This is a genomic window from Pseudomonas sp. GW821-FHT02C04 (assembly GCF_059421845.1).
This window is the reverse complement of record NZ_JBWKVT010000005.1, coordinates 209,129-232,315: the sequence shown is the minus strand read 5'-3', so window position 1 is coordinate 232,315 and position 23,187 is coordinate 209,129. Positions and strand designations below refer to the sequence as shown.

General features: G+C 63.4%; 14 protein-coding genes and 1 pseudogene. 6 read left to right on the top strand and 9 right to left on the bottom strand.

From position 1 onward, the window contains the following. Positions 1-24: 24 nt before the first annotated feature. Positions 25-10,545 (bottom strand): autotransporter-associated beta strand repeat-containing protein, encoded by a 10,521-nt coding sequence (locus AC07VV_RS19685; RefSeq protein WP_495037198.1) that lies wholly within the window; start codon positions 10,543-10,545, stop codon positions 25-27. A gap of 407 nt (positions 10,546-10,952) precedes the next feature. Here AC07VV_RS19685 and AC07VV_RS19680 point away from each other — a divergent pair, with 407 nt between their 5' ends. After that, entirely contained in the window at positions 10,953-11,912 is a 960-nt protein-coding gene (locus tag AC07VV_RS19680) for a nucleoside-specific channel-forming protein Tsx (protein ID WP_495037197.1), read from the top strand. 14 nt (positions 11,913-11,926) lie between these two features. Beyond that, positions 11,927-12,949 carry a purine-nucleoside phosphorylase gene (locus tag AC07VV_RS19675; protein WP_495037196.1) on the top strand — a complete coding sequence of 341 codons (1,023 nt, stop codon included), beginning with the start codon at positions 11,927-11,929 and terminating at the stop codon, positions 12,947-12,949. Positions 12,950-12,952: 3 nt separating this feature from the next. Here AC07VV_RS19675 and AC07VV_RS19670 read toward each other — a convergent pair whose 3' ends face one another. The 3 genes from AC07VV_RS19670 to AC07VV_RS19660 all read right to left on the bottom strand — a co-directional run bounded on the left by AC07VV_RS19670 (position 12,953) and on the right by AC07VV_RS19660 (position 14,982). Continuing rightward, entirely contained in the window at positions 12,953-13,909 is a 957-nt protein-coding gene (locus AC07VV_RS19670) for a quinone oxidoreductase family protein (RefSeq protein ID WP_495037195.1), read from the bottom strand. 30 nt (positions 13,910-13,939) lie between these two features. Continuing rightward, on the bottom strand, positions 13,940-14,113 hold the full coding sequence (locus AC07VV_RS19665) for a DUF1427 family protein (protein ID WP_085733565.1): 174 nt from the start codon (positions 14,111-14,113) through the stop codon (positions 13,940-13,942). Between the two features lie 89 nt (positions 14,114-14,202). Beyond that, entirely contained in the window at positions 14,203-14,982 is a 780-nt protein-coding gene (locus AC07VV_RS19660) for an AraC family transcriptional regulator (protein WP_495037194.1), read from the bottom strand. A 146-nt stretch (positions 14,983-15,128) separates the two neighbouring features. Here AC07VV_RS19660 and AC07VV_RS19655 point away from each other — a divergent pair, with 146 nt between their 5' ends. Together AC07VV_RS19655 and AC07VV_RS19650 are read left to right on the top strand one after the other, a co-directional pair. Then, positions 15,129-15,356: a DUF6555 family protein gene (locus AC07VV_RS19655; RefSeq protein ID WP_096821993.1), complete on the top strand. Its 228-nt coding sequence runs from the start codon at positions 15,129-15,131 to the stop codon at positions 15,354-15,356. A gap of 38 nt (positions 15,357-15,394) precedes the next feature. Further along, entirely contained in the window at positions 15,395-15,667 is a 273-nt protein-coding gene (locus AC07VV_RS19650; protein WP_493073182.1) for a hypothetical protein, read from the top strand. 23 nt (positions 15,668-15,690) lie between these two features. Here AC07VV_RS19650 and AC07VV_RS19645 read toward each other — a convergent pair whose 3' ends face one another. The 3 genes from AC07VV_RS19645 to AC07VV_RS19635 all read right to left on the bottom strand — a co-directional run bounded on the left by AC07VV_RS19645 (position 15,691) and on the right by AC07VV_RS19635 (position 17,254). Beyond that, positions 15,691-15,858 carry a metallothionein gene (locus AC07VV_RS19645; RefSeq protein ID WP_074689145.1) on the bottom strand — a complete coding sequence of 56 codons (168 nt, stop codon included), beginning with the start codon at positions 15,856-15,858 and terminating at the stop codon, positions 15,691-15,693. 447 nt (positions 15,859-16,305) lie between these two features. Continuing rightward, a complete protein-coding gene (locus AC07VV_RS19640) occupies positions 16,306-16,761 on the bottom strand; it encodes a DMT family transporter (RefSeq protein WP_493091927.1) in 456 nt (151 codons plus the stop codon). A 4-nt stretch (positions 16,762-16,765) separates the two neighbouring features. After that, positions 16,766-17,254, bottom strand: a complete 489-nt coding sequence (locus tag AC07VV_RS19635) for a DMT family transporter (protein ID WP_039770247.1) — start codon at positions 17,252-17,254, stop codon at positions 16,766-16,768. 112 nt (positions 17,255-17,366) lie between these two features. Between AC07VV_RS19635 and AC07VV_RS19630 the strand changes: the two genes are divergently transcribed. Then, the gene (locus AC07VV_RS19630; protein ID WP_495037193.1) at positions 17,367-18,302 is read left to right on the top strand and encodes a LysR family transcriptional regulator; all 936 of its coding nucleotides are present in this window, start codon (positions 17,367-17,369) and stop codon (positions 18,300-18,302) included. Positions 18,303-18,323: 21 nt separating this feature from the next. Here AC07VV_RS19630 and ctpM read toward each other — a convergent pair whose 3' ends face one another. After that, entirely contained in the window at positions 18,324-20,006 is a 1,683-nt protein-coding gene (ctpM, locus tag AC07VV_RS19625) for a methyl-accepting chemotaxis protein CtpM (protein WP_495037192.1), read from the bottom strand. A 202-nt stretch (positions 20,007-20,208) separates the two neighbouring features. After that, entirely contained in the window at positions 20,209-21,528 is a 1,320-nt protein-coding gene (locus AC07VV_RS19620) for a Na+/H+ antiporter family protein (protein ID WP_495037191.1), read from the bottom strand. 314 nt (positions 21,529-21,842) lie between these two features. On the opposite strand from AC07VV_RS19620, the pseudogene AC07VV_RS19615 reads away from it, so the two are divergent. Then, positions 21,843-23,132, top strand: a pseudogene (locus tag AC07VV_RS19615) (cache domain-containing protein); the annotation flags it as partial. Positions 23,133-23,187 lie beyond the last annotated feature (55 nt).

The following is a 23,187-nucleotide window of genomic DNA, read 5'->3' as shown; positions in this document are numbered from 1 at the left end:
GCGGCTAAAGTGCTTCGACCATGATCAGAAGCTTTGGCTGAAGCTGATGGTCATCGCGCTGTCGTTGTTGTCGCTGGACACCTGACCCGAGTAGCCGATGCCGAGCTTGCCGGTCGGGCTGATCTGGAAGTCCACGCCGGCTTCGAGCAGCGCACTGTCCTTGGCAATCGGCACGCCCTGGGTGCTGAACGACGCGCCGCCGTCGATGAAGGTCAGGTCGGCGTCAGGTTTGGTGTCGCCGTAGGCATGCCGCCAGCCGATCGCCGCCCGTGGCGTGAGTTGGCTGCCGTTGGCCAGGGTCACCAACTTGCCGATGCGTACGCCGAGGGTCGAGTAGGTGATGTCCTGATCGGCATCGCCTTTCAGGCGCCCCACTCCGCCTTTTTCCTTGGCGGTGTCGCTGTCGTAGTTGACGTAGGCCAGGCCGGCGAACGGTTCGATGGCCACGCCTGCCGCATTGATGGCGTAACCCACTTCGCCGAACACCTGGGCACTGCGGGCATCGTAGTCAGCCTTCAGGCGATCGTTGTAGGCACCGACGCTGACGTCGCGTTTGGTCTCGATGCTGTGCCAGCTGTAAGCCGCGCCGAGGCGCACGGCCAGTGCATCGAACTGCGAACTCAGGTAACCCGCCAGGTGGTAGCTGTCGACCTTGGCATCGGAGTTGCGATCATGGGCGTTGAGATTGCCACGGGTGTAGCCCGCTGCCATCCCGGCGCGCCATTGATCGTCGAGTTGCTTGTCCGTGCCGAGCATGAAACCGCCGAGGCTGCGATCGACTTTCGCCGTGTTGCTGTCGCCGCCCATGTCGCCCCAGGCGCCAATGGCCCGGGCCCAGCCGACCATTTCACCGTGGCAGCCGTTGCTGCTCAGTTGGGTGTCGCTCGGTGCCAATGTACGGTGTGGATCATCCGATGCGCTGCAGGTCGGTTGACGCATACGGTCATTGACTGCTTCACGCACAAAGCGTGAATCCTCGAGAACCGCGCTCGCGGTGCTGGCATGGATCTCCCCGGACAGGTTGTCGAAAGCATGACGCGCGCCGGCCACGCTGAGGTTGACGATCTCGTTCTGCAACGCAGCACCCGCCGGCCCGTTGCTCATCAACGCCGAGGCGGTGTTGCGCTGGTTACTCGTGGCGGCGACGTCGGCGAACGAATTGCCGTTGCGGCTGACCACCAGGTTCACCGCGTCAGGGCTGTACACCAGCGCCGTGTCGAGGAACGCATATTGCGGCAGATCGGCTGCGCTGAAGGTGCCGGTCACCCCACCGCCGGCGGTGATCAGCGAATACACGGTGTTGCCGGTGAACGGCGCCAGGCTGTTCACTTGCAGGCCACCGCCCAGGGTTGCGGTGCCGCCGACGGCCAGAGGCGTAGCGGTGGGCGAGCTGACGGTCAGGGCCAGTACACCGTCGGCAGCGTTGGTCAGGTTACCCGCCACACTCAAGGTGCCGTCTGCGCCACCGGAGGCCACCACACCGTGGTTGACCACCGAACCGACGCTGCCGTTACCGCTCAGGGCCGCGCCGTTGGCCACGGTCACTTGTCCGCCCAGGGAGGCCCGCGCTGAACGGCTGCCGACCTGCAGCACGCCTTGATCGACCGACACGGTGCCGCTGAACGGTTGATCGCCGGTCAACAGCAAAGTCCCGACGCCACGCTTGGCCAGCGCACCGAGGCCGCTGAGAACACCATTGAACTGGCCATTGGTATTCTGCTGGAACACCAACGAAGCGTTATCGATGATGTTGCCTTGCAGGCTGGTGGTGTTACCGATCAGCGTACCGCCGCTGACCGTGGTGCCACCGCTGTAAGTGTTGGCGCCGGTGAGGACCAACGTGCCAGAGTCGAGTTTCTCGATCCCGCCAGTGCCGATCAGCGGCACATCGATTTGCGCAGTGGCACCGGCATTGACGCGGATTGGCGCAGGAGTGCCGCCAGGCCCGTTGACCGGGGTCAGCGTGTCGCCGGCATCCGGTTCCAGGCTGTAGCCGTTGACGAGGAATTGCAGCCCGGTGAAGTTCTGGTTGCCTTGGATGGTGACCGTCCCGCCCTGCCCGCCAAACACTGCAAACTGGCCGTTGGAACCCAGTGCCTGAGTGCCGGTCGGGTCGGTCCAGTTGGTGCCAGGCCCCCACACGCCGCTGCCGCCACCAATGCTGCCGTCCGGGTTGGTCTTGCCACCGTTCCAGAACTGCACTTCGCCCGGCGTGCCTTGCACCAGCAGGTTGACCTGATTGGCCAGCGCGGTTTGCAGGGTCAGATTGGCCGCCGAAACCGGCAGGCTGCCGTAGACCAGACCGTTGTTGGTCAGCGTGCCACCGTAGCTGAACAGCTGATACACCCCGACGCCGAAGCCACCGGCGTTAGTGATGTTCAGTGTGCCGTCGAGGGTCAGGTTGCCGGCGACGTTGACCACGGTCGTGGAGCTGGCCGCCGAGCCGAGGGTGAAGTCCAGATTGGTCCCCGAAGACAACACCAGTGAACCAACCGACAACGGCGCGGCGTTGCTGCCGCCAAGCAGCGTCGCACCGCTGGCCAGTTGCACAGTCCCACCGAATTGACCGCTGCCACCGATCTTCGCACCGCTGGCGACATTGACGTTGGCGCTGTTGAGCACGCCGTTGACGTTGAGCGTACCGGCCTGCACGGCGGTGTTGCCGATAAAGGTGTTGTTGCCGGTGAGCAACAAGGCGCCAGTGCCGGTTTTGTTCAGGGTGCCGGTGCCCGTCAGATTGCCGGTGTAGCTGCCGTCGCTGTTCTGCTCGAAGGTCAGCGCCGCGTTATTGACGATTGCACCTTGCAGGCTGCTGGTGTCGCCACGGGTGCTGCCGCTGTTCAGCGTCGTGCCGCCGCTGTAGGTGTTGGCGCCGCTGAGCACCAGGTCGCCAGCGCCGTTTTTCACCAGGCTGCCGCTGCCGGTGATCGCACCGATCAACGTGGTGTTCTGGTTGCCGGCCAGGGTCAGTTGCGCGCCCAGGTTGATGGCGTTGGCCAGTTGCAGCGCAGAGGTGCTGTCGAGGGTGCCGTTGCCCAGCACACTGAGAGCGCCGCTGCTGATCGCGCTGTTGTTGCCCAGAATCAGCGTACCGCCAGACAGTTGGGTACCGCCGCTGTAAGTGTTGCTGCCGTTGAGGGTCAGGCTCGAAGCGCCGGTCTTGATCAGACTGCCGCTGCCGCTGACCACACCGCCGAGGGTCAATGCGTTGGAGCCGGCGACGGTGAGTCCGCCATTGAGCACCACATCGTTGGCCAGGCTGACCGCTGTGTTGCTGTCCAGCGCCGTGCCGTTGGCGGCGGTCAATACGCCGGTGCCGAGGGCCGCGTTGTTGCCGACCACAATCTTGCCGCCGTTGAGCGCGGTGCCGCCGGTGTAGCCGTTGGCCGCGTTGAGCACCAGGGTGCCGGTGTCGTATTTACCCAGCGTGCCGGCGCCATTGAGCGCGACGCCCACGGTCGCGGTGACGTTCGGATCGACCCGCACGGTCGCATTGCCCAGCGAACCGTTGACCAGATTCAGCGAACCAGCCGTGCCGTTTTGCAGGCTGTAGCCATCAGTGACGAACTGCATGCCGGTGATGGTTTGCGCGCCGTTGACGGTCACGGTGCCCGCTGCGCCCTGGAACACCGCGAAGCTGTTGGTCCAGGCCTGATTGGTGGTGCCGTTAACGTCGGTCCAGTTGGTGGTACCGGTGCCCCAGGTTCCGCTGCCGCCATCCACCGAACCGTTGGCGACGAGTTGATTGCCGTCCCAGAACTGCACGGTAACGCCCGGGGCGGTGACCAGCAGGTTGATCTGGTTGGCCAGTGCGGTTTGCAGGGTCAGATCACCCGGCGTGACGCTGCCCGGCACGGTGCCGATCAGCATGCCGTTGTCGGTCAGGCCGCCGGTGTAGTTGATCAACCGGTACACGCCACTGCCGAAGCCGCCGATGTCGCTGACGTTGAGGGTGCCGTCGAGGGTCAGGTTGCCGCCGACGTTGACCAGCGCGTTGCCACCACCGGAAACCGGTGCGCCGAGACCGACATCGAAGTTTGAGTTGGCGTTGAACACCAGCGAATTCACCGACAGCGTGCTGCCGGTGGCGCCGGCCAGATGACCGCCGTCCGCCACGGTCACGGCCCCGCCGAGCGAGCCGCCGCCGGTCAGGGTGCCGCCGCTGTTGACCAGCACACTGGCGCTGTCCAGCGAGCCGCTGACGTTCAAGGTGCCGGCGTTGACCGTGGTGTTGCCGGTCAGACTGTTGATGCCGCTAAGGGTCAGCGTGCCGGTGCCGAGTTTGCTCAGTTCGCCGGTGCCGGTGAGCACACCGTCGAAAATGCTGCTGGCGTTGTTGCCGCCGATGCTCAGGGTGTTGCCGCCGCCGATCAGTGCGGTACCGCTGCCGGTCAGGCTGGCGAGGCTGCCCGAGCCGCCGAGATTGAGGGTCGCCGCAGCGCCGAGATTGACCCCGGCGTTGCTGCCCAGTGCCGAGTTGCCCAGCGTGGTCAGGCTGCCGGCCTGCACGTCGAAGGTACCGCTGAAGGTGTTGTTGCCGGACAGCGTCAGGTCGGCCAGACCGTTCTTCGTCAGGGTGCCCGCCCCGGCAATCACGCCACCCAGGGTCAGGTTGTTGTTGCCGGCCACGCTCAGGTTGGCATTGACGTTGATGTTGTTGGCCAGCACCAGCGGCGCCGTGGTGTCGAGGGTCGACGCCCCCGCCACGGTCACCGCGCCAGAGCCCAGGCCCGACGAGGTGCCAAGGGTCACGTTACCGGCATTCAGCGTGGTGCCGCCGCTGTAGGTGTTGATGCCATTGAGGGTCAGGTTGGAGGCGCCGTTCTTGATCAGTCCGCCGCTGCCGCTGACCACGCCGCTGAGGGCCACGTCGCTGTTGCCGGTGTTGGTCAGGTTGGCGTTGAGCACCACGTTGTTGCCGAGCGACACCGAGGTGTTGCTGTCCAGCGACGACGCCCCGGCCACGGTCAGGTTGCCCAGACCGAGGGCGCCGTTGCTGCCGGTGGTCAGGGTGCCGGCATTGAGGGTGATGCCACCGAGGAAGTTGTTGGCCCCGCTCAGGATCAGGTTGGCCGCGCCGTTTTTGGTCAGGCTGCCGGCGCCATTGATGCCTCCGCTGAGTGTCAGATCGTTGCTGCCGACGATGCCGAGGTTGCCCGCCAGGTTGATCGCGTTACCCGCCGTGAAGGCGCCGCTGGCATCCAGGGTGGTGCCGTTCGCAGCGTTCAGGGTGGCCGAGCCCAGCGCGCTGTTCGACGCCAGAATCAGGCCGCCCGCATTCAGGGCTACCGGGCCAAGGAAGGCGTTGTTGCCACCGAGGGTCAGGCTGGCCGAACCGTTCTTGATCAAGCCGCCAGTGCCGGAAATGACACCGTTGAGGGTCAAGGCATTGCTGCCGAGCACGGTGAGGTTGCCGTTGAGCGTGGCCGCGTTGGCCAGGGTCACGGCGGTGTTGCTGTCCAGTTGCGTGCCGGCGTTGGCGATCAACGCGCCAGTGCCCAGGGCGGTGTTGCTGCCGACCACCAGAGTGCCGCCATCCAGTTGTGTGCCGCCGGTGTAGCTGTTGGCGCCGTTGAGCACCAGGGTGCCCGCGTCGAGTTTGTTGAGGATGCCGCTGCCGTCGATGTTCACGCCGACCGTGGCGGTCACGCCCGGATCGACCCGCATCGCCGTGGTGCCGCCAGTGCCGTTGACGGCGGTCAGCAGACCCGACGTGCCGTTCACCACGTTGTAGCCATCGGTGAGGAATTGCATCCCGGTGAACAGTTGCGTGCCGTTGACCGACACCGTGCCCGCCGTGCCCTGGAACACCGCGAAGTCGCCGGCCCAGGTCTGGTTCAGCGTGCCGTTGGAATTGGTCCAGTTGGTGCCGCCGGCAGTCCATGTACCAGTGCCGCCATCCACGGTGCCATTGGCGATCGTCTGGCTGCCGTCCCAGAAACGCAGGTTGGTGTTCGGCGCCGACACCACCAGATTCACCTGGTTACCCAGGGTCTGCACGAGGATGTCGCCGAGGCCGTAACCCACCGGCACACCGGCCACGGTCAGGCCGTTGTCGGTCAGCGCGCCGATGTAGTTGAACAAGCGGTAGACCCCGACGCCGAAACCGCCGGCATCGGTGACGTTCAGATTGCCGTCGAGGGTCAGGTTGCCGCCGATGTTCATCAGCGAGCTGGTCGATGGCGTGGCGAGGCTCGCGTCGACATTGCTGTTGGCCGTGAGGATCAGCGACGAGGTGGACAAGGTATTGCCCGAGGACAACGCCAGATGACCGCCGCTGTTGATGGTGATGAACCCAAGCGCCGAACCGGTGCCTGTAAGGGTGGCGCCGTTGTTGATGTTGAGCTGGGTGCTGGCCAGCGAACCGGTGAGGTTCAGCGTACCGGCGTTGACGTTGGTATTGCCGGTGAGGCCGCTGCTGCCGGTGAGGTTCAGCGTCCCGGTACCGACTTTGGTCAGGGCGCCGCTGCCACCGAGGTCGCCGTCGAAGGTGCTGGTGCTGCTCACGCCGCCCACCGTCAGGGTGTTGCCGCCGGCGATCTGCACACTGCCGCTGCCGCTCAGCCCGTTGAGGCTGGCGCTGCTATTGAGATAGAGATTGGCACCGGCGCTGATGTTGGCGCCGGAGGTGTTGCCCAGCGCCCCACTGCTCACCGTAGTGACGCTGCCGGAGGCGATGTTCAGCGCACCGGTGAAGGTGTTGTTGCCACTGAGCGTCAGATCGCCGAACCCGTCCTTGGTCAGACTGCCGGCGCCATCGATCACACCGCTGAGGTTCAGGGTGTTGCTGCCGGCCAGGGTCAGACCGGCGTTGAGGGTGATGTTGTTGCCGACGCTCATGCCGGTGCTGGTATCCAGCGTCGACGCGCCGCCGACGGTCAAGCCGCCACTGCCCAGTGCAGCGGCCGAGCCCAGTGTCAGTGTGCCCGCGTTGAGCGTGCTGCCACCGCTGAAGGTGTTGGTGCCATTGACGGTCAGGTTGGCCGCGCCGTTCTTGATCAACTGGCCTGCGCCGCTGATCACACCGCCGAGGGTCAGGTCCTGGGTGCCGCCGACGCTCAGCGCCGCATTGAGCACCACCGCATTGGCCAGGCTGGCCAGCGGTGAACTGCTGTCGAGGGTTGCCGCACCGCCGACGGTCAAGGCACCGGTACCGAGTGCCGAGCTATTGCCGACGGTTACCGTACCGGCGTTCAGTGTGGTGCCGCCGACGTAGGTGTTGGTGCCGTTGAGGTTCAGGTTGGCCGCGCCGTTTTTCACCAGGCTGCCGGCACCGGCGACGGTTCCGGTGAGGGTCAGATCCGCACTGCCGCCGATGTTCATCGCACCGGCCAGGTTGACCTGGTTGCCAAGTGTGACGGCCGTGTTGGTATCCAGTGTGGTGCCGGCCGCTGCGTTCAATGCGCCGCTGCCGATCGCGGTATTGCTGCCGACAATCAGCTTGCCGACGTTGAGTGCGGTGTTGCCGAAGTAGGTGTTGGCGCCGTTGAGGATCAGATCGGCGGGGCCGCTTTTGGTCAGGCCACCGACACCGGAGACCACACCCGCGAGGGTCAGCGCGTTGCTGCCGCCGATGGTCACGTTGCCACCGAGGTTGACGTTGTTGGCCAGGCTCGTTGCGGTGCTGGCGTCCAGCGTGGTGTTGTTGCCGGCGTTGAGCACGCCGGTGCCGAGCGCGGTGTTGGAGCCGACGATCAATGTCCCGGCGTTCAGCGACGTAGAGCCGGTGTAGGTGTTGTTGCCGGTCAATGTCAGGGTCGAGGAGCCAGTCTTGATCAGGTTGCTGCCGCCGCTGATCACACCGCCGAGGGTCAACGGGTTGGCGCCGCCGGCAGTCAGGTTGGAGTTAAGCGCGATGGCGTTGTTCAGCGTCACGTTGGCGCTGCTGTTGAGCGTTGCCCCCGCCCCGCCCACGGTCAGTGTGCCGGTGCCGAGTGCCGCGCCGGTGCCGACGGTCAGGCTGCCTGCGTTGAGCGCCGTGCCACCGGTGAAGGTGTTGGCGCCGTTGAGGGTCAGGTTGGCGGTGCCGTTCTTGATCAACTGACTGGCGCCGCTGAGCACGCCGCCCAGGATCATGCCGTTGCTGCCGCCGATGGCCAGGTTGCCGTTGAGGGCGACGTTGTTGTTGAGGATGACCGAAGTGTTGCTGTCGAGGGTCGCGGCGCTGGCGACGGTCAGGGCGCCGCTGCCCAGTGCGGCGGCGTTGCCGACAGTCAGCGTCCCGGCGTTGAGGGTAGTGCCGCCGCTGAAGGTGTTGGCGCCGTTGAGAATCAGGTTGGCCGCCCCGTTCTTGGTCAGCCCGCCGCTGCCGCTGACCACACCGCCGAGGGTCAGGTTGGCATTGCCGGCGATGTTCAGGTTGCCGCCGAGGGCGACGGCGTTGCTCAGTGCCACGGTGGTGCTGGCGTCGAGGGTAGTGCCCGCCGCCGTGGTCAGTGCGCCGGTACCCAGCGCGGTGTTGGAGCCGACGATCAGCGTCCCGTTGTTCAGCGCCGTACCGCCGGAGAAGGTGTTGTTGCCGCTGAGGGTCAGGTTCGCGGTGCCCCCCTTGATCAGGTTGCCGGCGCCGCTGATGACGCCGCTCAGGCCCAGGGCCTGAGTACCGCCGATGGTCAGGTCCGACGCCAGTGCAACCGCGTTGGCCAGCGTCACCGCCGTCGTTGCATCGAGGGTGGTGCCGGACGCCGCGTTAAGTGCTCCCGTGCCTAGGGCGGTGTTGCTGCCGACGAACAAAGTGCCGCCGTTGAGCGCGGTGGTGCCACTGTTGGTGTTGTTGCCGGTCAGGGTCAGGCTGGCGCTGCCGCTCTTGGTGATTGCGCCGGTACCGGAGACGATGCCAGAGAGGGTCAGAGCATTGCTGCCGAGCACGTTCAACGCACCGGTGATGCCGACGTTGTTGGCCAGGGTCACGTTGCCGGTGCTGTCGAGGCTGGTGCCGTTGCTGGTGTTGAGCACCCCGGTGCCCAGGGCGTTGTTGTTGCCGACGCGCAAGGTGCCGGCGCTGAGGCTGGTGATCCCGGTGTAGGTGTTGATGCCGTTGAGGGTCAGGCTGCCGCTGCCGGTTTTGGTCAGGTTGGCGGCGCCGCTGATCACTCCGCCCAGGGTCAGCGCACCGGTGCCGGTCGCGGTCAGGGTGCTGTTGAGCGTGATCGCGTTAGCCAGCGAAATCGGCGTCGTCGCCGAGATGCTCGAAGAACCGCCAACGGTGATGCTGCCGGTGCTGAACGCCTGGTTATTGCCCACCAGCACCACACCGCCGTTGAGCACGGTATTGCCGGTGTAGGTGTTGATACCGCTGAGGTTGATCTGGCCGCTGCCGATCTTGGTCAAGCCACCGGTGCCGGAAATCACCCCGTTCAGGGTCATGCCGTTGATGCCCTGCAGGGTCAGGCCAGTCCCGCCCAGATTGATCTGGTTGGCCAGCGTCAAACCGGCATTGCTGGCCTGAAGTATCCCGCCATTGGACGTCAGCACGCCGCTGCCGAACGCCGCGTTGTCGTTGAACTGCGCGACACCGCCATTGAGCGTGGTCGCACCGCTGACCAGCGGCCCCTGCAAGGTCCAGGTGCCGCTGTTGAGGGTCAGGTTGTTGAAGTTGACGTAGACCAGGCTGGATGCCGTGCCGGTGCCGGTGGTGCCGCCGCCAAGGCCGATCGGGTTTTGCAGGATCAGCGTGTTGGTACCCGCCGCGCCGCCATCGATCGTCCCGGTCGGGGCGAAGGTCAGGTTGACGCCGATCAAGCCACCGAGACCGACGGACAATTGCGCACCGTCACCTTGGTTAACGCTGGAACCTGTGATCGCGTAGAAGGTGTTGGTGCTGCCCGCCCCCATCGACACGCCGCCGGTGATGTTACCGGCGTTGGTGAAAGTGTTGCCCGCCACCGACGTCTCGAACGCGACCCGGCCGTTGATCGTGCCGGTGGCGCTGTTGGTCATGTTGACTTGTGAACCGCCATACACCCCGACCACCGGGGTATCGGCCAGGGTGATCCCGCCGACCGACAGCCCGGTCGAGGTAATCGTGCCGTCGTTGGTGATGGTCGTAGTGCCCGACACCGAGTTGTTCACGGCTATCCCCAGACCGTCGATGCTGGTCAGGTTGAGGCCGAGCAACATGCCGGTGCCGCGAATGAGCCCGGTGGTGTTGTTGACGATGCTCACCGTGCTGGTCGCACCGGTGCCGATGAACGCGCCGCCACTGAGGATCGAGACCAGGCCCAGCAAGGCCGGGTCGAGGGTGCCGGAGTTGTTCAGGTTGATGTTGGCCCCGGTCAGGTTGATGACCTTGCCGCCGAGCGTCGCGTTCATCTGCGCGCCGTTGGTGACGTTGACCGTCAGACCGCTGGTGGCACTGCTGTAGTCATTGAGAAACAGCGGCAGCGTCGGGACACCCGAACAGGTAATCGTGGAGCCCGCCGCCGAGCAGGTGGCGAACGCCTGCTCACTGACCCCGCCGAACAGTAGCCCGGCGACGCTCAGGTGCACAGCAAGGGAAAGTGGGGAAAAACGCGAAACGAGGGCGACACCAAACCTTGCTTCCACGGGCTACTCCTTTCGTGGCCAATTCATCCTTGAAGGCGTGCAACTGCGGCAAGATCCGACACGCGTATCAAGCGTATGACGGTCATCAGATAAACCGTCTATTCCCGAGACAAGCTAGTTGATGCCCTGCGATGGGGCACCGGTTAAATAGTGTTAATACTTTTGTGCGATAAGCCGCCAAGGCGATGCTCCGAGCCGTTCTGAGCACGGGCTTGAGGGCTTTCAAGGAAGGCTTGCAGGGCAGCTGACCGAGTCGCCAGCTAATGGGCTGAATTGATCTGTTTTTCAGTGTGTTGCGAAACTGGTACGGGTTGTGCAAACGTTTGCGAGTCGCCGTTACTCACAATTTCGTTACAGAACCATACAAGCCCGCTTTTTCGGGCCTTGATCCGCAAAAAGGACTTTGAATGCACGTCTCTTCCTGCCGCCGCCGTCGTGGTGCGCGCACCGTTGCTGTTTCCCTGCTACTGGCCGGCGTTACCGGAGTTCTCAGTCACTCAGCGCTGGCGCAGCCTGCCCTGCCCGAAGAATCCGCCCAGGGCGAAGCCCTCAGCCCCGAGGCCAGCCCGCCGAAAAAAGGCGCGTACCTGTCGGACTGGTACAACCAGGACCTGATGCTGATCGGCAGCAAGGACATCAGCTTCGGCCCGCAACCGGCCGACGATATCTATCTGGAATACGAGTACTTCGGACGCAAGGGCCCGTTCGAGCTGTACGGCTATATCGACATTCCGAAGATCTTCAACATCGGCAACAGCCACGACAAAGGCGTGTGGGATCATGGCTCGCCGGTGTTCATGGAACACGAACCGCGCATCTCCATCGACTACCTCGCCGGCCGCAGCCTGGCCATCGGACCGTTCAAGGAATGGTACGTGGCGTTCGACTGGATCTACGACCACGGCAGCCGCAAGGAGAACCGTGCCAACACGCTGTACAGCGGTTTGGGTACCGACATCGACACCCACTCGCGGGTCAACCTGTCGGCCAACCTGTACGGGCGCTACCAGTGGGAAAACTACGGCGCCAGCAACGAATATTCGTGGGACGGTTACCGCGCACAGCTCAAGTACATCGTGCCGATCGACAAGTTCAGCAACGGTGCCTCGCTGACCTACATTGGTTTCACCAACTTCGATTTCGGCTCGGACCTGCACAAGGACAACCCGGCGCGCACCGCCAATGCCACGGTGGCGACCAACGTGTTGCTGTACTCGTTCACGCACCTGCGTTTTACCCTGGTCGGCCGCTATTTCCACAACGGAGGCAACTGGGAGGACGGCAGCGAGCTGAACTTCGGCGACGGCAACTTCCGCGCACGTTCCAATGGCTGGGGTTACTACGCCGGCGTCGGTTATCAGTTCTGAATCCAGGAGCAATCATGAAAGCAATGACGCGTATATCTCTGGCCGCTGCGGCCCTGCTCTCCTCCACCGCTTGGGCGGCCGAGGCACCGATCAAGCCGAAAGTCGTGCTGATCACCATGTTCGCTCCAGAGGCACAGCACTGGATCGATCGCCTCGAACTCAAGCAGGAAATCCGCGTGCCGGGTCTGTCCGCCGAGTACCCGACCATTCGCTGCAATACGCAGCAGGTCTGCCTGATGACCACCGGCATGGGCCAGACCAACGCCGCCGCCTCGACCCTCGCACTGGCGCTGTCGCCGAAATTCGACCTGCGCAAAAGCTACTTCCTGATTGCCGGGATTGCCGGCATCAGCCCCAAGCACGGGACCATCGGCACCGCCGCCTGGGCGCACTATCTGGTTGAGTTCGGCACCCAGTGGGAGCTGGATTCGCGCGACGCGCCATCGAGTTGGCCGACCGGTTACCTCGGCATCAACACGAAAGGCCCGAATGAAAAACCGCCGCTGGACTACAAGACCGAAGTTTTCGAACTCAACCCGAAACTGCAGGCCAAGGCTTTCGCCCTGAGCCACAAGGTCGAGCTCAGCGAGAGCAAGGAATCGGCGGCGTGGCGCCTGAAATACCCGGCCGCACCGGCCAATCAGCCGCCAGTGGTCACCCGGTGCGACACGCTGGCGGGCAACACCTGGTTCTCCGGCACACGCCTGAGCGAACGTGCCGAAGTCTGGACCAAACTATTGACCGACAACAAGGGCGATTACTGCACCACCCAACAGGAAGACAACTCCACCTACGAAGCCTTGCTGCGCGCCAGCCGCGAGGGTCTGGTGGACGTGCAGCGCCTGGCCGTGGTGCGCGCCGGCTCCGACTTCGATCGCCCGGCGCCGCGCGGCAGCGAAGTGGACAACCTGCTCAAGTACGCCGATCAGGGCGGATTTGTGCCGGCGCTGGAAAACCTCTACCGCACAGGTAATCCGCTGGTGCAGGACATCCTGAAGCACTGGTCGGCGTGGGAGAACGGCGTCCCTGAGGCCTGAGGATCAAGGGATCAGAATGACCTTGTCGCCACTGCCCTGATTCAGATCGGCATAGCGCGCCAGTCCTTCGGCCAACGGCGCTTCGACAAGCCCTTGCGGCAGTGGCAGCAAGCCTTCGTCGAAGAACCGGCCGAACTGTTCGAGCATCGCCGCACAGGCTTCAACGCCGTACAACAGGGAGTTGATGCCGACCACCGAACCGCCCTTGCGATACAGGGCCAGCGCCGGCAGTTGCACATGCCCGTCCACCGGCGCGGCGATGATCGCGATGCGCCCGAAAGGTGCCAGCGCCGGCACCGAGGCCGGCAGCCAGAACCCGGTGGTGTCGAAGATCACGTCGGCGCCACCGCGGTACACCGCGTTGACCTGAGCGCCGAGCTCCTCGGGCTTGTCCAGCTGGATCGTCTGATAGCCCTGCGCCTGCAAATCCTTGACCTGCTCCGGCCGCCGCGCCGCCGCCAGCAACTGCGCGCCACGCACCTTGGCCAGCGCCAGTGCCGCCGTCGCCACCGCCCCGCCACCGATCACCAGCAAACGGGTTTCAGCGCTGACCAGACTGCGCTCCAATGCATCCCACGCCGTGGTGTAAGGCACACCGAGGCTGGCGGCCTGGGTGAAACTCAGGTGCGAAGGTTTGTGCGCCACGCCATTGGCCGGCAGTTTGACGAACTGCGCGTGGGAGCCATCAGCGAAAAAGCCCAGCTCCCGCCCGGTGCCCCAGACTTCCTGACCGATCAACGCCTGCGGCCCCTCGACCACCACACCGGCAAAGTCCCGTCCGGGAATACGCGGCAGCGTGGTGTAAGGGAAACGCCCGAGCACATTCTTCACGTCGCTGGGGTTCAGGCCCGCCGCCTTGATCTGCACCAGCACCTCGTCGCCCCCCGGCACCGGCGTCGGCACCTCGACGAAGCGCAGGGAAGACAAGTCGCCGGTTTTATCGAATTGCAGTGCTTTCATGAGTTCATCCACCGAATGAAAAAAGGAAATTCAGGACAGCCAGCCACTGACCAGTTGCCGGCCCATCGGCCACAACTGCTCGCCCGCCAGCATGCCCAACAGGCCGACCAGCGCGATGGCCGGTGGCGCCGGGGAACGGAAATCCAGCGCGCCATACAACAGGCCGACGCCGAGACCGATGCCCAGGGAAATCAGGTAGTTCATGGGATCACTCCTCCACATAAAGGGAATGGGCAAAGTCTAGGGAAAGGCTGCGACCGGCACCGGCCAAGGACTTCTGAATTTCGGCCAAATCAGCCTGGAAGCTGCCCGGCACCGAACTGCGAAGGCGCGACACCCAGCTCACGACGGAACATGTCGCTGAAACTGCTCGGCGAATAACCCAGCTCACGAGCAATCGCGCTGACCGGCACGCCCTGGATCAACTCCGCCACTGCCGTCGCCAACTGCACCTGCCGCCGCCACTCGGCAAAGCCCATGCCCAGGCCTTCCTTGAACAACCGCGCCAACGTTCGCACACTGGCCCCGGCGTTTTCGGCGTGTTGCTCGAAAGGAATCTCCAGCGACGGCGCGGCCATCACCGCCTGACACAGACTCATCAGCCGCCGGTCGGCATCGTCCGGCAGCGGAATCTTCAACTGTGAACGCCTTGCGCGTTTCAGCTCCAGCAGCGCCAGACCGACCAGCGCCTCGTAATACTCGACATCACCGCTGTCGCCCTGCTCCACCAGCCCGACAATCAACTCACGCAGCAAACCGCCGACCTCAATCACCTGCACCGTGTCATCCAGCGTCGCCGCCAGCGCCGGGCGCAGGTAGATATTGCGCATCTGCAAATCCGACACCACGCGAATCCCGTGCGGCACGCCCGGCGGCAACCACACCGCCCGCTGCGGCGGCACCACCAGCGCCTCGTGCGGGGTTTCGACCCACATCACGCCGCTCATCGCATACAGCAACTGCCCCCAGACATGCTCATGCGGCTCGATGAACAACCCGCGCGGATACGTGCGCGCCAGCGGTTGCACCGGCACATCGGTATCACTCAGATCGGGGGGCGCGGCGAGGGCCATGGCGAACATTCATCGGGGTTGGCGAAGGCGTCATGGTAACCAGTCCGCCCCCTCGCTCGCCATTGATAGATACCGTCGGACAATCCGAGTGAATTTTCCCGGTGCGCAGCGATCCTTCTATTACCACAGGGAGGAAGACGGGCTTTATGAACAACGCAAAACTGTTTGTCATCGAATACACCCTTCACGGCGCGCCGAAGTCGTTCATTATCCGCTCGGACAAAATGGACAACACCGAGGCGTGGCACTGGGCAAGCTGCGACGCCGGGGTGGGCCGCATCCCGCGCTTCGGCCGGGAAAAGGTACAAAAGACCAGCAAGCCTGCGGCGGAAAAATTCGGCGTGGAAAACGTCACGTGGCGACCGGCAAGCTAAGCTTGCGCGCAGGTGGGGACTAATTCGGGGGAACACACATGACGACCATCAGCAGCCCGGCGCACCTGGACTACAGCCTGGACACCGTATCCGGCCGAGTCACCAGAAGCATCGACTGCCCGGTTGGCCTGGAACCCGTCGAAAACGACCCCTACTGCTTCGCCCTGCGCGTCCCGGCCCCACAGCCGGAAGACCTCGAACAGGCCACAACCGTCGACGTCCGAGTCGAAGGCCGACGCCTGCAAGGCACCGTCCGCCACACCGAACGCCTGGACGACGACAGCCTGAAACTGGAAGTGGAGCCTGACTAGGCTCCACTGTTTCATACAGTCCGTTATTTCGGGTGCGCGCACTGGCAACCCTTGCCAGAACACTCCTCGCCACTTTTGTGATGGTGCGCGCAGGCCTCACAGCAATAATGCTTACCGTGCGCCACATAAGAATGCTCACCCTCCTTGATCGTGCAACGACATCCTGGGCAATCGCATTTTCTATCTGCCATGGAACAGACTCCTTTGGTGGTGGTTGTCTGAGGCTGAAAGAACAAGCCGTGCTACCAGTGTAGAAGGTGAAAACAACCCAACAACCCAACAACCAAACCACTCACTCCCCCACCACTCACCACTCACCACTCACCACTCACCACGATGAGCGTTAGCTCGAGTACCGCTTTTGACGCACAGGCCCGTCGGCAGGCTGAGTGGAGGGATTGATCCGGGGGTGGGAGCGCAGCGACCGTGCGGCGAAGCCGCATGCATCGAGAGGAGGTGCAGCGAAGCAAACCGTAGGCGATGCCCCCGGATCAATCCCGGAGCGAAGGAACCCGAGCCACAGCGAGGGCCGTACGTCAGGGCACAGACCTTTTGGTTACTTTTGGGGCGTTTGCCAAAAGTGACCCGCCGTAAGGGCGGAACCCTAAGAAGCCGTTACCGCAGCAACGGATATGTACTCAATCAACCCCCCGCACGCTACTGCGATACATAAACACCAACGCCAACCCCAAACAAACCATCGCCAAAACCCGACTCGAAGAAAGCTCAATCGCCGGATTCCCCAACCACCCAAAATTATCAATCAACATCCCCATCCCCAACTGCCCGACAATCACCGCCACCGTCGCCACCGCAGTCCCCACCCGAGGCACCGCCCCCACCATCACCATCATATAAACCACCCCAAACAACGCTCCGCTCAACTGCCACTTTGGCACCTCCAACAAACTCACCACCTGCGCAGGCTCAAAAAACAGAATCAACAACCCCGTCGAAACTGCCCCCACCACAAACGTCAACAAACTGCTGCGCAGAACGCCGACGGTTTCACCCAGACGCCCATTGATCGCCGCCTGCACACTCAACACCGCACCGGCCAACACCACCACCGCCAACAAAATAACCAGACTCATCACTTCACCCCCGCGCAATCAAAACCAGTGCCGCCACAATCAACCCCAACGCCAGCCACCGCTCGGCATTGACCTTCTTGCGCGTAGCCCCAAACCAACCGAAATGGTCAATCAGCACACTCTTGCCCACCTGCCCCGACAGGATCGCGATCATGGTCATCGCAATCCCGATATGCGGCGTCGCCAGCGTCAGCACCACCACATACATCGGCCCCAGAAACCCGCCGATCAACTGCCAGCGCGGCAGATCGGTCAGCGCCGGCCCCTTCTGAGGCCCCGCAAACAGCAACAGCAAAAACAGAATCGCCGAGCCAACCCCGAAAATGCTCAAGGTCGCCCACAGGTGCCCGACCTGCTCACCCAACGGCCCGAGCAACCCCGCCTCCACCGACAAACCCATGCCGGCGAGAATCACCAACGGCAACAGCAACAAGCGCAAACCCGGCCGGGCGACAGGTGCCGGCGCAGCACTCACTTCATCAAACGACTGCATCTACAAAAACCTCTGAAGGAAACGATGGCGCGGATTATCGGCTGGCGCAGCTGTGCGATAAATGGGAGCATCCGGACAACACTTTTGCGCAACTCGCACAGCAGGATCGACCATGCACGGGCTCAACGAACTGGGATTCAAGGCGCTAAGGCTGTTTGTGGCGGTGCTCGATCACGGCAGTTTTTCCGAAGTCGCCCGCCGCGAGGGCGTAGCGCCCTCCTCGATTTCCCGGCAGATCCAACTGATGGAACAGGCGATGAACCAGCAACTGCTCTACCGCCACACCCGCGCGGTGACGCCGACCGAGGCCGGGCGCATGCTCGGTCACCACGCGCGGCTGGTGCTGGTGCAACTGGAGGAAGCCGAACAGGCGTTGCAGGAACAGCAAAGCGAACCGACCGGACTGGTGCGGATCAACGCCCCGGTGGTGTTCGGCCAGCGCCACCTGACACCGTGGCTCGGCCGTTTGTGCGAGCGCTATCCGAAGCTGCAACTGGACATCCAGCAGACCGACCACTACATCGACCCGCTGCAAGAAGGCGCCGACCTGCTGTTCCGCATCGGCCCGCTGCACGACTCAAGCATGCAGGCGCGGATCCTCGCACCGCACCGCTTTCAGGTCGCGGCCAGCCCGGCGTATCTCACGCGCTTCGGCACACCGCAGCACCCCGAAGACCTCGCCCGCCACCAGTGCCTGGCCTATAAGGGCGCGACCGGCCAACAGCGCTGGTTTTTCCGTCAGGGTCAGGGCGAGTGGACAGCGTATTCGGTCAAGGGCCCGATCACCGGCAACCATGCGGACACCCTGACCCAAGCTGCCGAACAGGGTTTGGGGCTAGTGATGTTTCCGTCATGGCTGATCGGCGAGGCGGTTCGCGAAGGCACGCTGGTGCCGGTGCTGGGGGATTATCAGGTGTCAAACAGTGTCGAGCCGCAGCAGATTGCGGTGCTGTGGCCGGGGAGTCGGCGATTGTCGGTGAAGGTGCGAACAGTGATTGATTTCTTTGTTGAGTGTTTTGGGGAAGTTCCTTATTGGGACAGACCATGACGGTCTGTCCCAGCAACGCCATCAGATCCTGAACTGGCCGACCAGTTTGCCCAACCGCTGCCCCAAATCCGCCAGACTGCGCGACGTCTGCGCCCCCAACTGTGTCTCATCCGCCACGTTATCCACCGCCACCGCAATCTGATGCACGCTGCGGTTGATCTCTTCCGCCACAGCGGTTTGCTCTTCGGCGGCACTGGCAATCTGCGCGTTCATCGAGTTGATGGTCGCGATCAAATCCGCCATGGCATCCAGCGACGCCCCCGCCTGATTGGCCTGGGCAGACGTGCCGTCACCCGCTTCACTGGAACGGCGCATCGCCTCGACCGCCGACTGCGTACCGGCCTGCAAGCGATCAATCATCCCCTGAATTTCCTGAGTGCTGATCTGCGTGCGTGACGCCAGCGCCCGCACCTCGTCCGCCACCACCGCAAACCCGCGCCCGGCCTCACCGGCCCGTGCTGCTTCAATCGCGGCGTTGAGTGCCAGCAAGTTGGTCTGTTCGGCGATCGAGCGGATCACCCCGAGTACGCCGACAATCGACGACACGTCCTGCTGCAGGCTGTCGAGGGACACGCCGCTGCTGCGGATGTCGTCCACCAGCGCATGAATCTGCTTGATGCTGCCGGCCACCACGCGTTTGGCGGTCTGGCCTTCTTCGTCGGTCTGCTGTGCAGCGACGGCGGCGTTCTGTGCGCTCTTGGCGACTTCTTGCGCGGCGGCGGACATTTCGTTGATTGCCGTGGCGACCTGATCGGTCTCGTGGCGCTGACGTTCCATGGCCTGATCGGAGCGCTGGGCCTGATCCGAGACTTGCGTCACCAGACCGGTCAGTTGCGAAGTCATCTCGGTGATTTGCCGCACCAGGCCGTGGATCTTGTCGACGAAGCGGTTGAACGAGCCGGCCAGTTCGCCGAGTTCATCTTGACTGGTGATGGTCAGGCGACGAGTCAGGTCGCCCTCACCCGCGGCGATGTCGTCGAGGTTGGCTTTCATCAGGGTCAGCGGCCGCAGAATGGTATTGGCCAGCACCAGCCCCGCCACCGCAATCACCAACAACACGATCACCGCCACGCCGACGATGCTCAGCACCACGCCTTCCATGCGCTCCTGCACCTGGGCCTGAACCAGCGCCACTTGCGCCTCGATGCCGTCGAGGTTGACCGAGGTACCGAACGCCATGTCCCACTTCGGCAGGTATTCGGTGTAGCCGAGTTTCGGCACCAGCACCTGCGCGTTACCCGGCAACGGCGAGCTGTATTGCAGGTAGTGAGTACCGTCCTTCGCCACCTTCACCAGATCGCGGTTGACGTAGACGCCGTTCGGGTCGCGGTTGTCCTTGAAGCTCTTGCCCACGCCGTCGGGGTCGGTGGACTTGAACAGGCGCACGGTCTCGGAGTCGTAGCCGAAGAAGTAGCCGTCCTTGCCGTACTTGATGCTCGACAGCAGTTTGATCACCTGCGCCCGCGCGTCGGCGTCACCGGGGGCGGCAGCGTCGTACAACGGTTTGATGGTGGTCATGGCCACCGCGACATAACTGGCCAGGGTGGCCTTGGCGTCACCGAGCAGGCGTTCGCGGGTCTGTTCGACTTCCTTGTGCGCCTGCTCCTGGAGGATGAACAGCGTGGTCAGGCTGATCACCAGCGCAAAGAGCAAGACCGGAAGGACGGCAAGGGACAGGACTTTAGCCTTGAGACTCAGGCGCATGGGTGCTCACTCTTTTGGTTTTATTGGCGTGGTTAAAGGCGTTAACGGCACGCGAAAGCAAAAGTTGAGCTGAGTCTTAACCAGATCGTTCAGATCGTTCTCACGCTCTGCGTGGGAATGCAGCCCGGGACGCTCCGCGTCCCAAGAGGCGTTCCCACGCGGACGGTTCGACGCCTCGACGTGGGAACGATCAGAGTGGGTGTTACAGGACCATCGCGGCCATCCAGCCGGCCGCCAGCAGCGGCAGGTTGTAGTGCAGGAAGGTCGGCACCACGGTGTCCCAGATGTGGTGATGCTGGCCGTCGATGTTCAGGCCGGAGGTCGGGCCGAGGGTCGAGTCCGAGGCTGGCGAACCGGTGTCGCCCAGAGCACCGGCCGTGCCGACGATGCAGACAATCGCCATCGGGCTGAAACCCAGCTGCACGCACAGCGGCACGAAAATCGCCGCCAGAATCGGCACCGTGGAGAACGACGAACCGATACCGATGGTCACCATCAGCCCCACCAGCAACATCAGCAACGCACCAATCGCCTGGCTGTGATCGATCTGCGCCGCTGCGCTTTCGACCAGCGTGCGCACCTCGCCGGTGGCCTTCAGCACTTCGGCAAAACCCGAGGCGGCGATCATGATGAAGCCGATCATCGCCATCATCTTCATGCCTTCAGTGAACAGCCCGTCAGTCTCGCGCCACTTGACGATGCCCGACGCCGAGAAGATCAGGAACCCGGCCAGCGCCCCGATAATCATCGAATCCAGCAGCAACTGAATAATGAACGCCGCCGCGATGGCCAGACCGGCGATGCCGATCGTCATCGGGTTATAGGCGACGCTGACCTGCTCCACCTGCTCGATCTTTTCCAGGTCATAGACGCGCTTCTTGCGGTAGCTGAAGAACACCGCCATCAACAGGCCGAACACCATGCCCGCCGCCGGGATCGCCATCGCATGCATGACGTTGACCTGGCTGATGTCCACGCCGGCCTTGCTGACGTTGGCCAGCAGGATCTGGTTGAGGAAGATGTTGCCGAAGCCGACCGGAAACACCATGTACGGCGTGATCAGGCCGAAGGTCATGACGCAGGCGATCAGCCGGCGATCCAGTTGCAGCTTGGTCAGTACATATAGAAGCGGCGGCACCAGCAACGGAATGAACGCGATGTGGATCGGCAGGATGTTCTGCGAAGCAATCGCCACCACCCACAACAGACCGATCAGCAGCCATTTGACGCTGCCGCCCCCGGTCGCATGCTGACGGTCGACCATTGCCAGGGCCTTGTCGGCCAGCGCATGGGCCAGTCCGGACTTGGCAATCGCCACCGCGAAAGCGCCGAGCAACGCGTAGGACAACGCCACCGTCGCCCCACCGCCCAGGCCACTGTTGAACGCCTTGAGCGTGGCGTCGATGCCCAGGCCGCCAGTCAGGCCACCGACCAGCGCACCGACGATCAACGCGATCACCACATGCACACGGGACAGGCTGAGGATCAGCATGACGCCGACCGCAGCAATCACTGCATTCATTTCACTACCTCAAAAACACGACGGTAAAGCCATTCACCGCCAGACAGGATGAGTCCGGCCGGCAAGCCACGAGGGTCGCCAGCGGATTTGCATAGAGGGTCTTATTAGAAGGGCGCGCACTGTGCCGCAGAGCGGGCGCAGTGTCAAAGCGACCGGTCGCGACACTGTGTAACTTTCCATGATCAAACTGGCGACGGCGGCATATCGGCCACAACGTGCGTCAATTCGCCATATTGCATTTGCGCCATAAAGAAAGTCGAAACGCGGCCGTTACAGTGCAAAGTCTCAGATATTTATCGAATAAGGACGTCTCCATGTCGCTCAGACAACTTTCCATCCAATGGAAAATCACCCTGCTCGCCGGGCTCTGCCTGGCCGGTATCGTGACCCTGTTGGTGGGTCTTTCGCTGTATCGCATGGAGCACAGTTCTGAACTGGTAAAAGCTTCGAGCATGGAAATGCTCACCGAGTCGGCCCAGGCTCGCATCGAATCCCAGGGCGAGGTTCAGGCCGCGGGCATTCGCCAGCAGTTCATGGACGCCTATCAATATGGCCATGGCTTCTCGCGTCAGGTGCTGTTCTTGCGTGAACAGGCCGAGAAGCGCTTCCTCGACGCCTTCGACCTGCGCGAAGACATGACCCGTCAGGTGAAATCGGCGCTGCAGGCCAACCCGGAATTGCTCGGTCTGTCGCTGGTGTTCGAAGCCAACGCGCTGGACGGCAAGGATGAACTGTTTGCCGGCCAGGCCGAACTGGGCAGCAACGACAAGGGCCGCTTCGCCCTGTACTGGTCGCAGCCGACGCCGGGCAAAGTGACCTCGATGGCACTGCCGGAAAGCGACATGGCCGACACCAGCACCGGCCCCAGCGGCCAGGCTGCCAATGCCTGGTTCACCTGCCCGCGCACCACGCTCAAGCCGTGCGTGATCGAACCGTACTTCTACGTGATCGACGGACAAAAGGTGCTGATGACCAGCATCGTGTTCCCGCTGATGGTCAACGGCAAAGTCATCGCCTCGCTGTCGGTGGACATCAACCTCAACAGCCTGCAAGCGATCAGCCAGAGCGCCAGCAAGAAGCTCTATGACGGCCAGACCGCCGTGAGCATCATCAGCCCCGCCGGCCTGCTCGCCGGTTACAGCCCGGACGCCAACAAACTCAGCCAGCGCCTGGATGCCGTGGACACCACCAGCGGCGCCGAGCTGCTGCGCCTGCTCGCTTCGAGCCACACCGTCAGCAGCCTGCACAGCAACGCGCAGCTGAAAGTGCTGTCGCCGTTCCAGCCGATTCCCGGTGGCCCGTCGTGGGGCGTGCTGCTCGATGTGCCGGAGAAAGTGCTGGTGAGTCGCGCCGAAGCGCTCAAGCAACAACTGGATGCCAGCAACACCTCCGGCACGCTGATCGAACTGAGCCTGGGCGTGCTCGCCGCGCTGGTCGGCCTGCTGCTGGTGTGGCTGATGGCACGCAGCGTGACCAAACCGATCCTCGGCGTGGCCCACATGCTCGAAGACATTGCCAGCGGCGAAGGCGACCTGACCCGTCGTCTGGCCTATGACAAGAAAGACGAGCTCGGTCAGTTGGCCGGTTGGTTCAACCGCTTCCTCGACAAGCTGCAACCGATCATCGCCGAAGTGAAACGCTCGGTGCAGGACGCGCGCA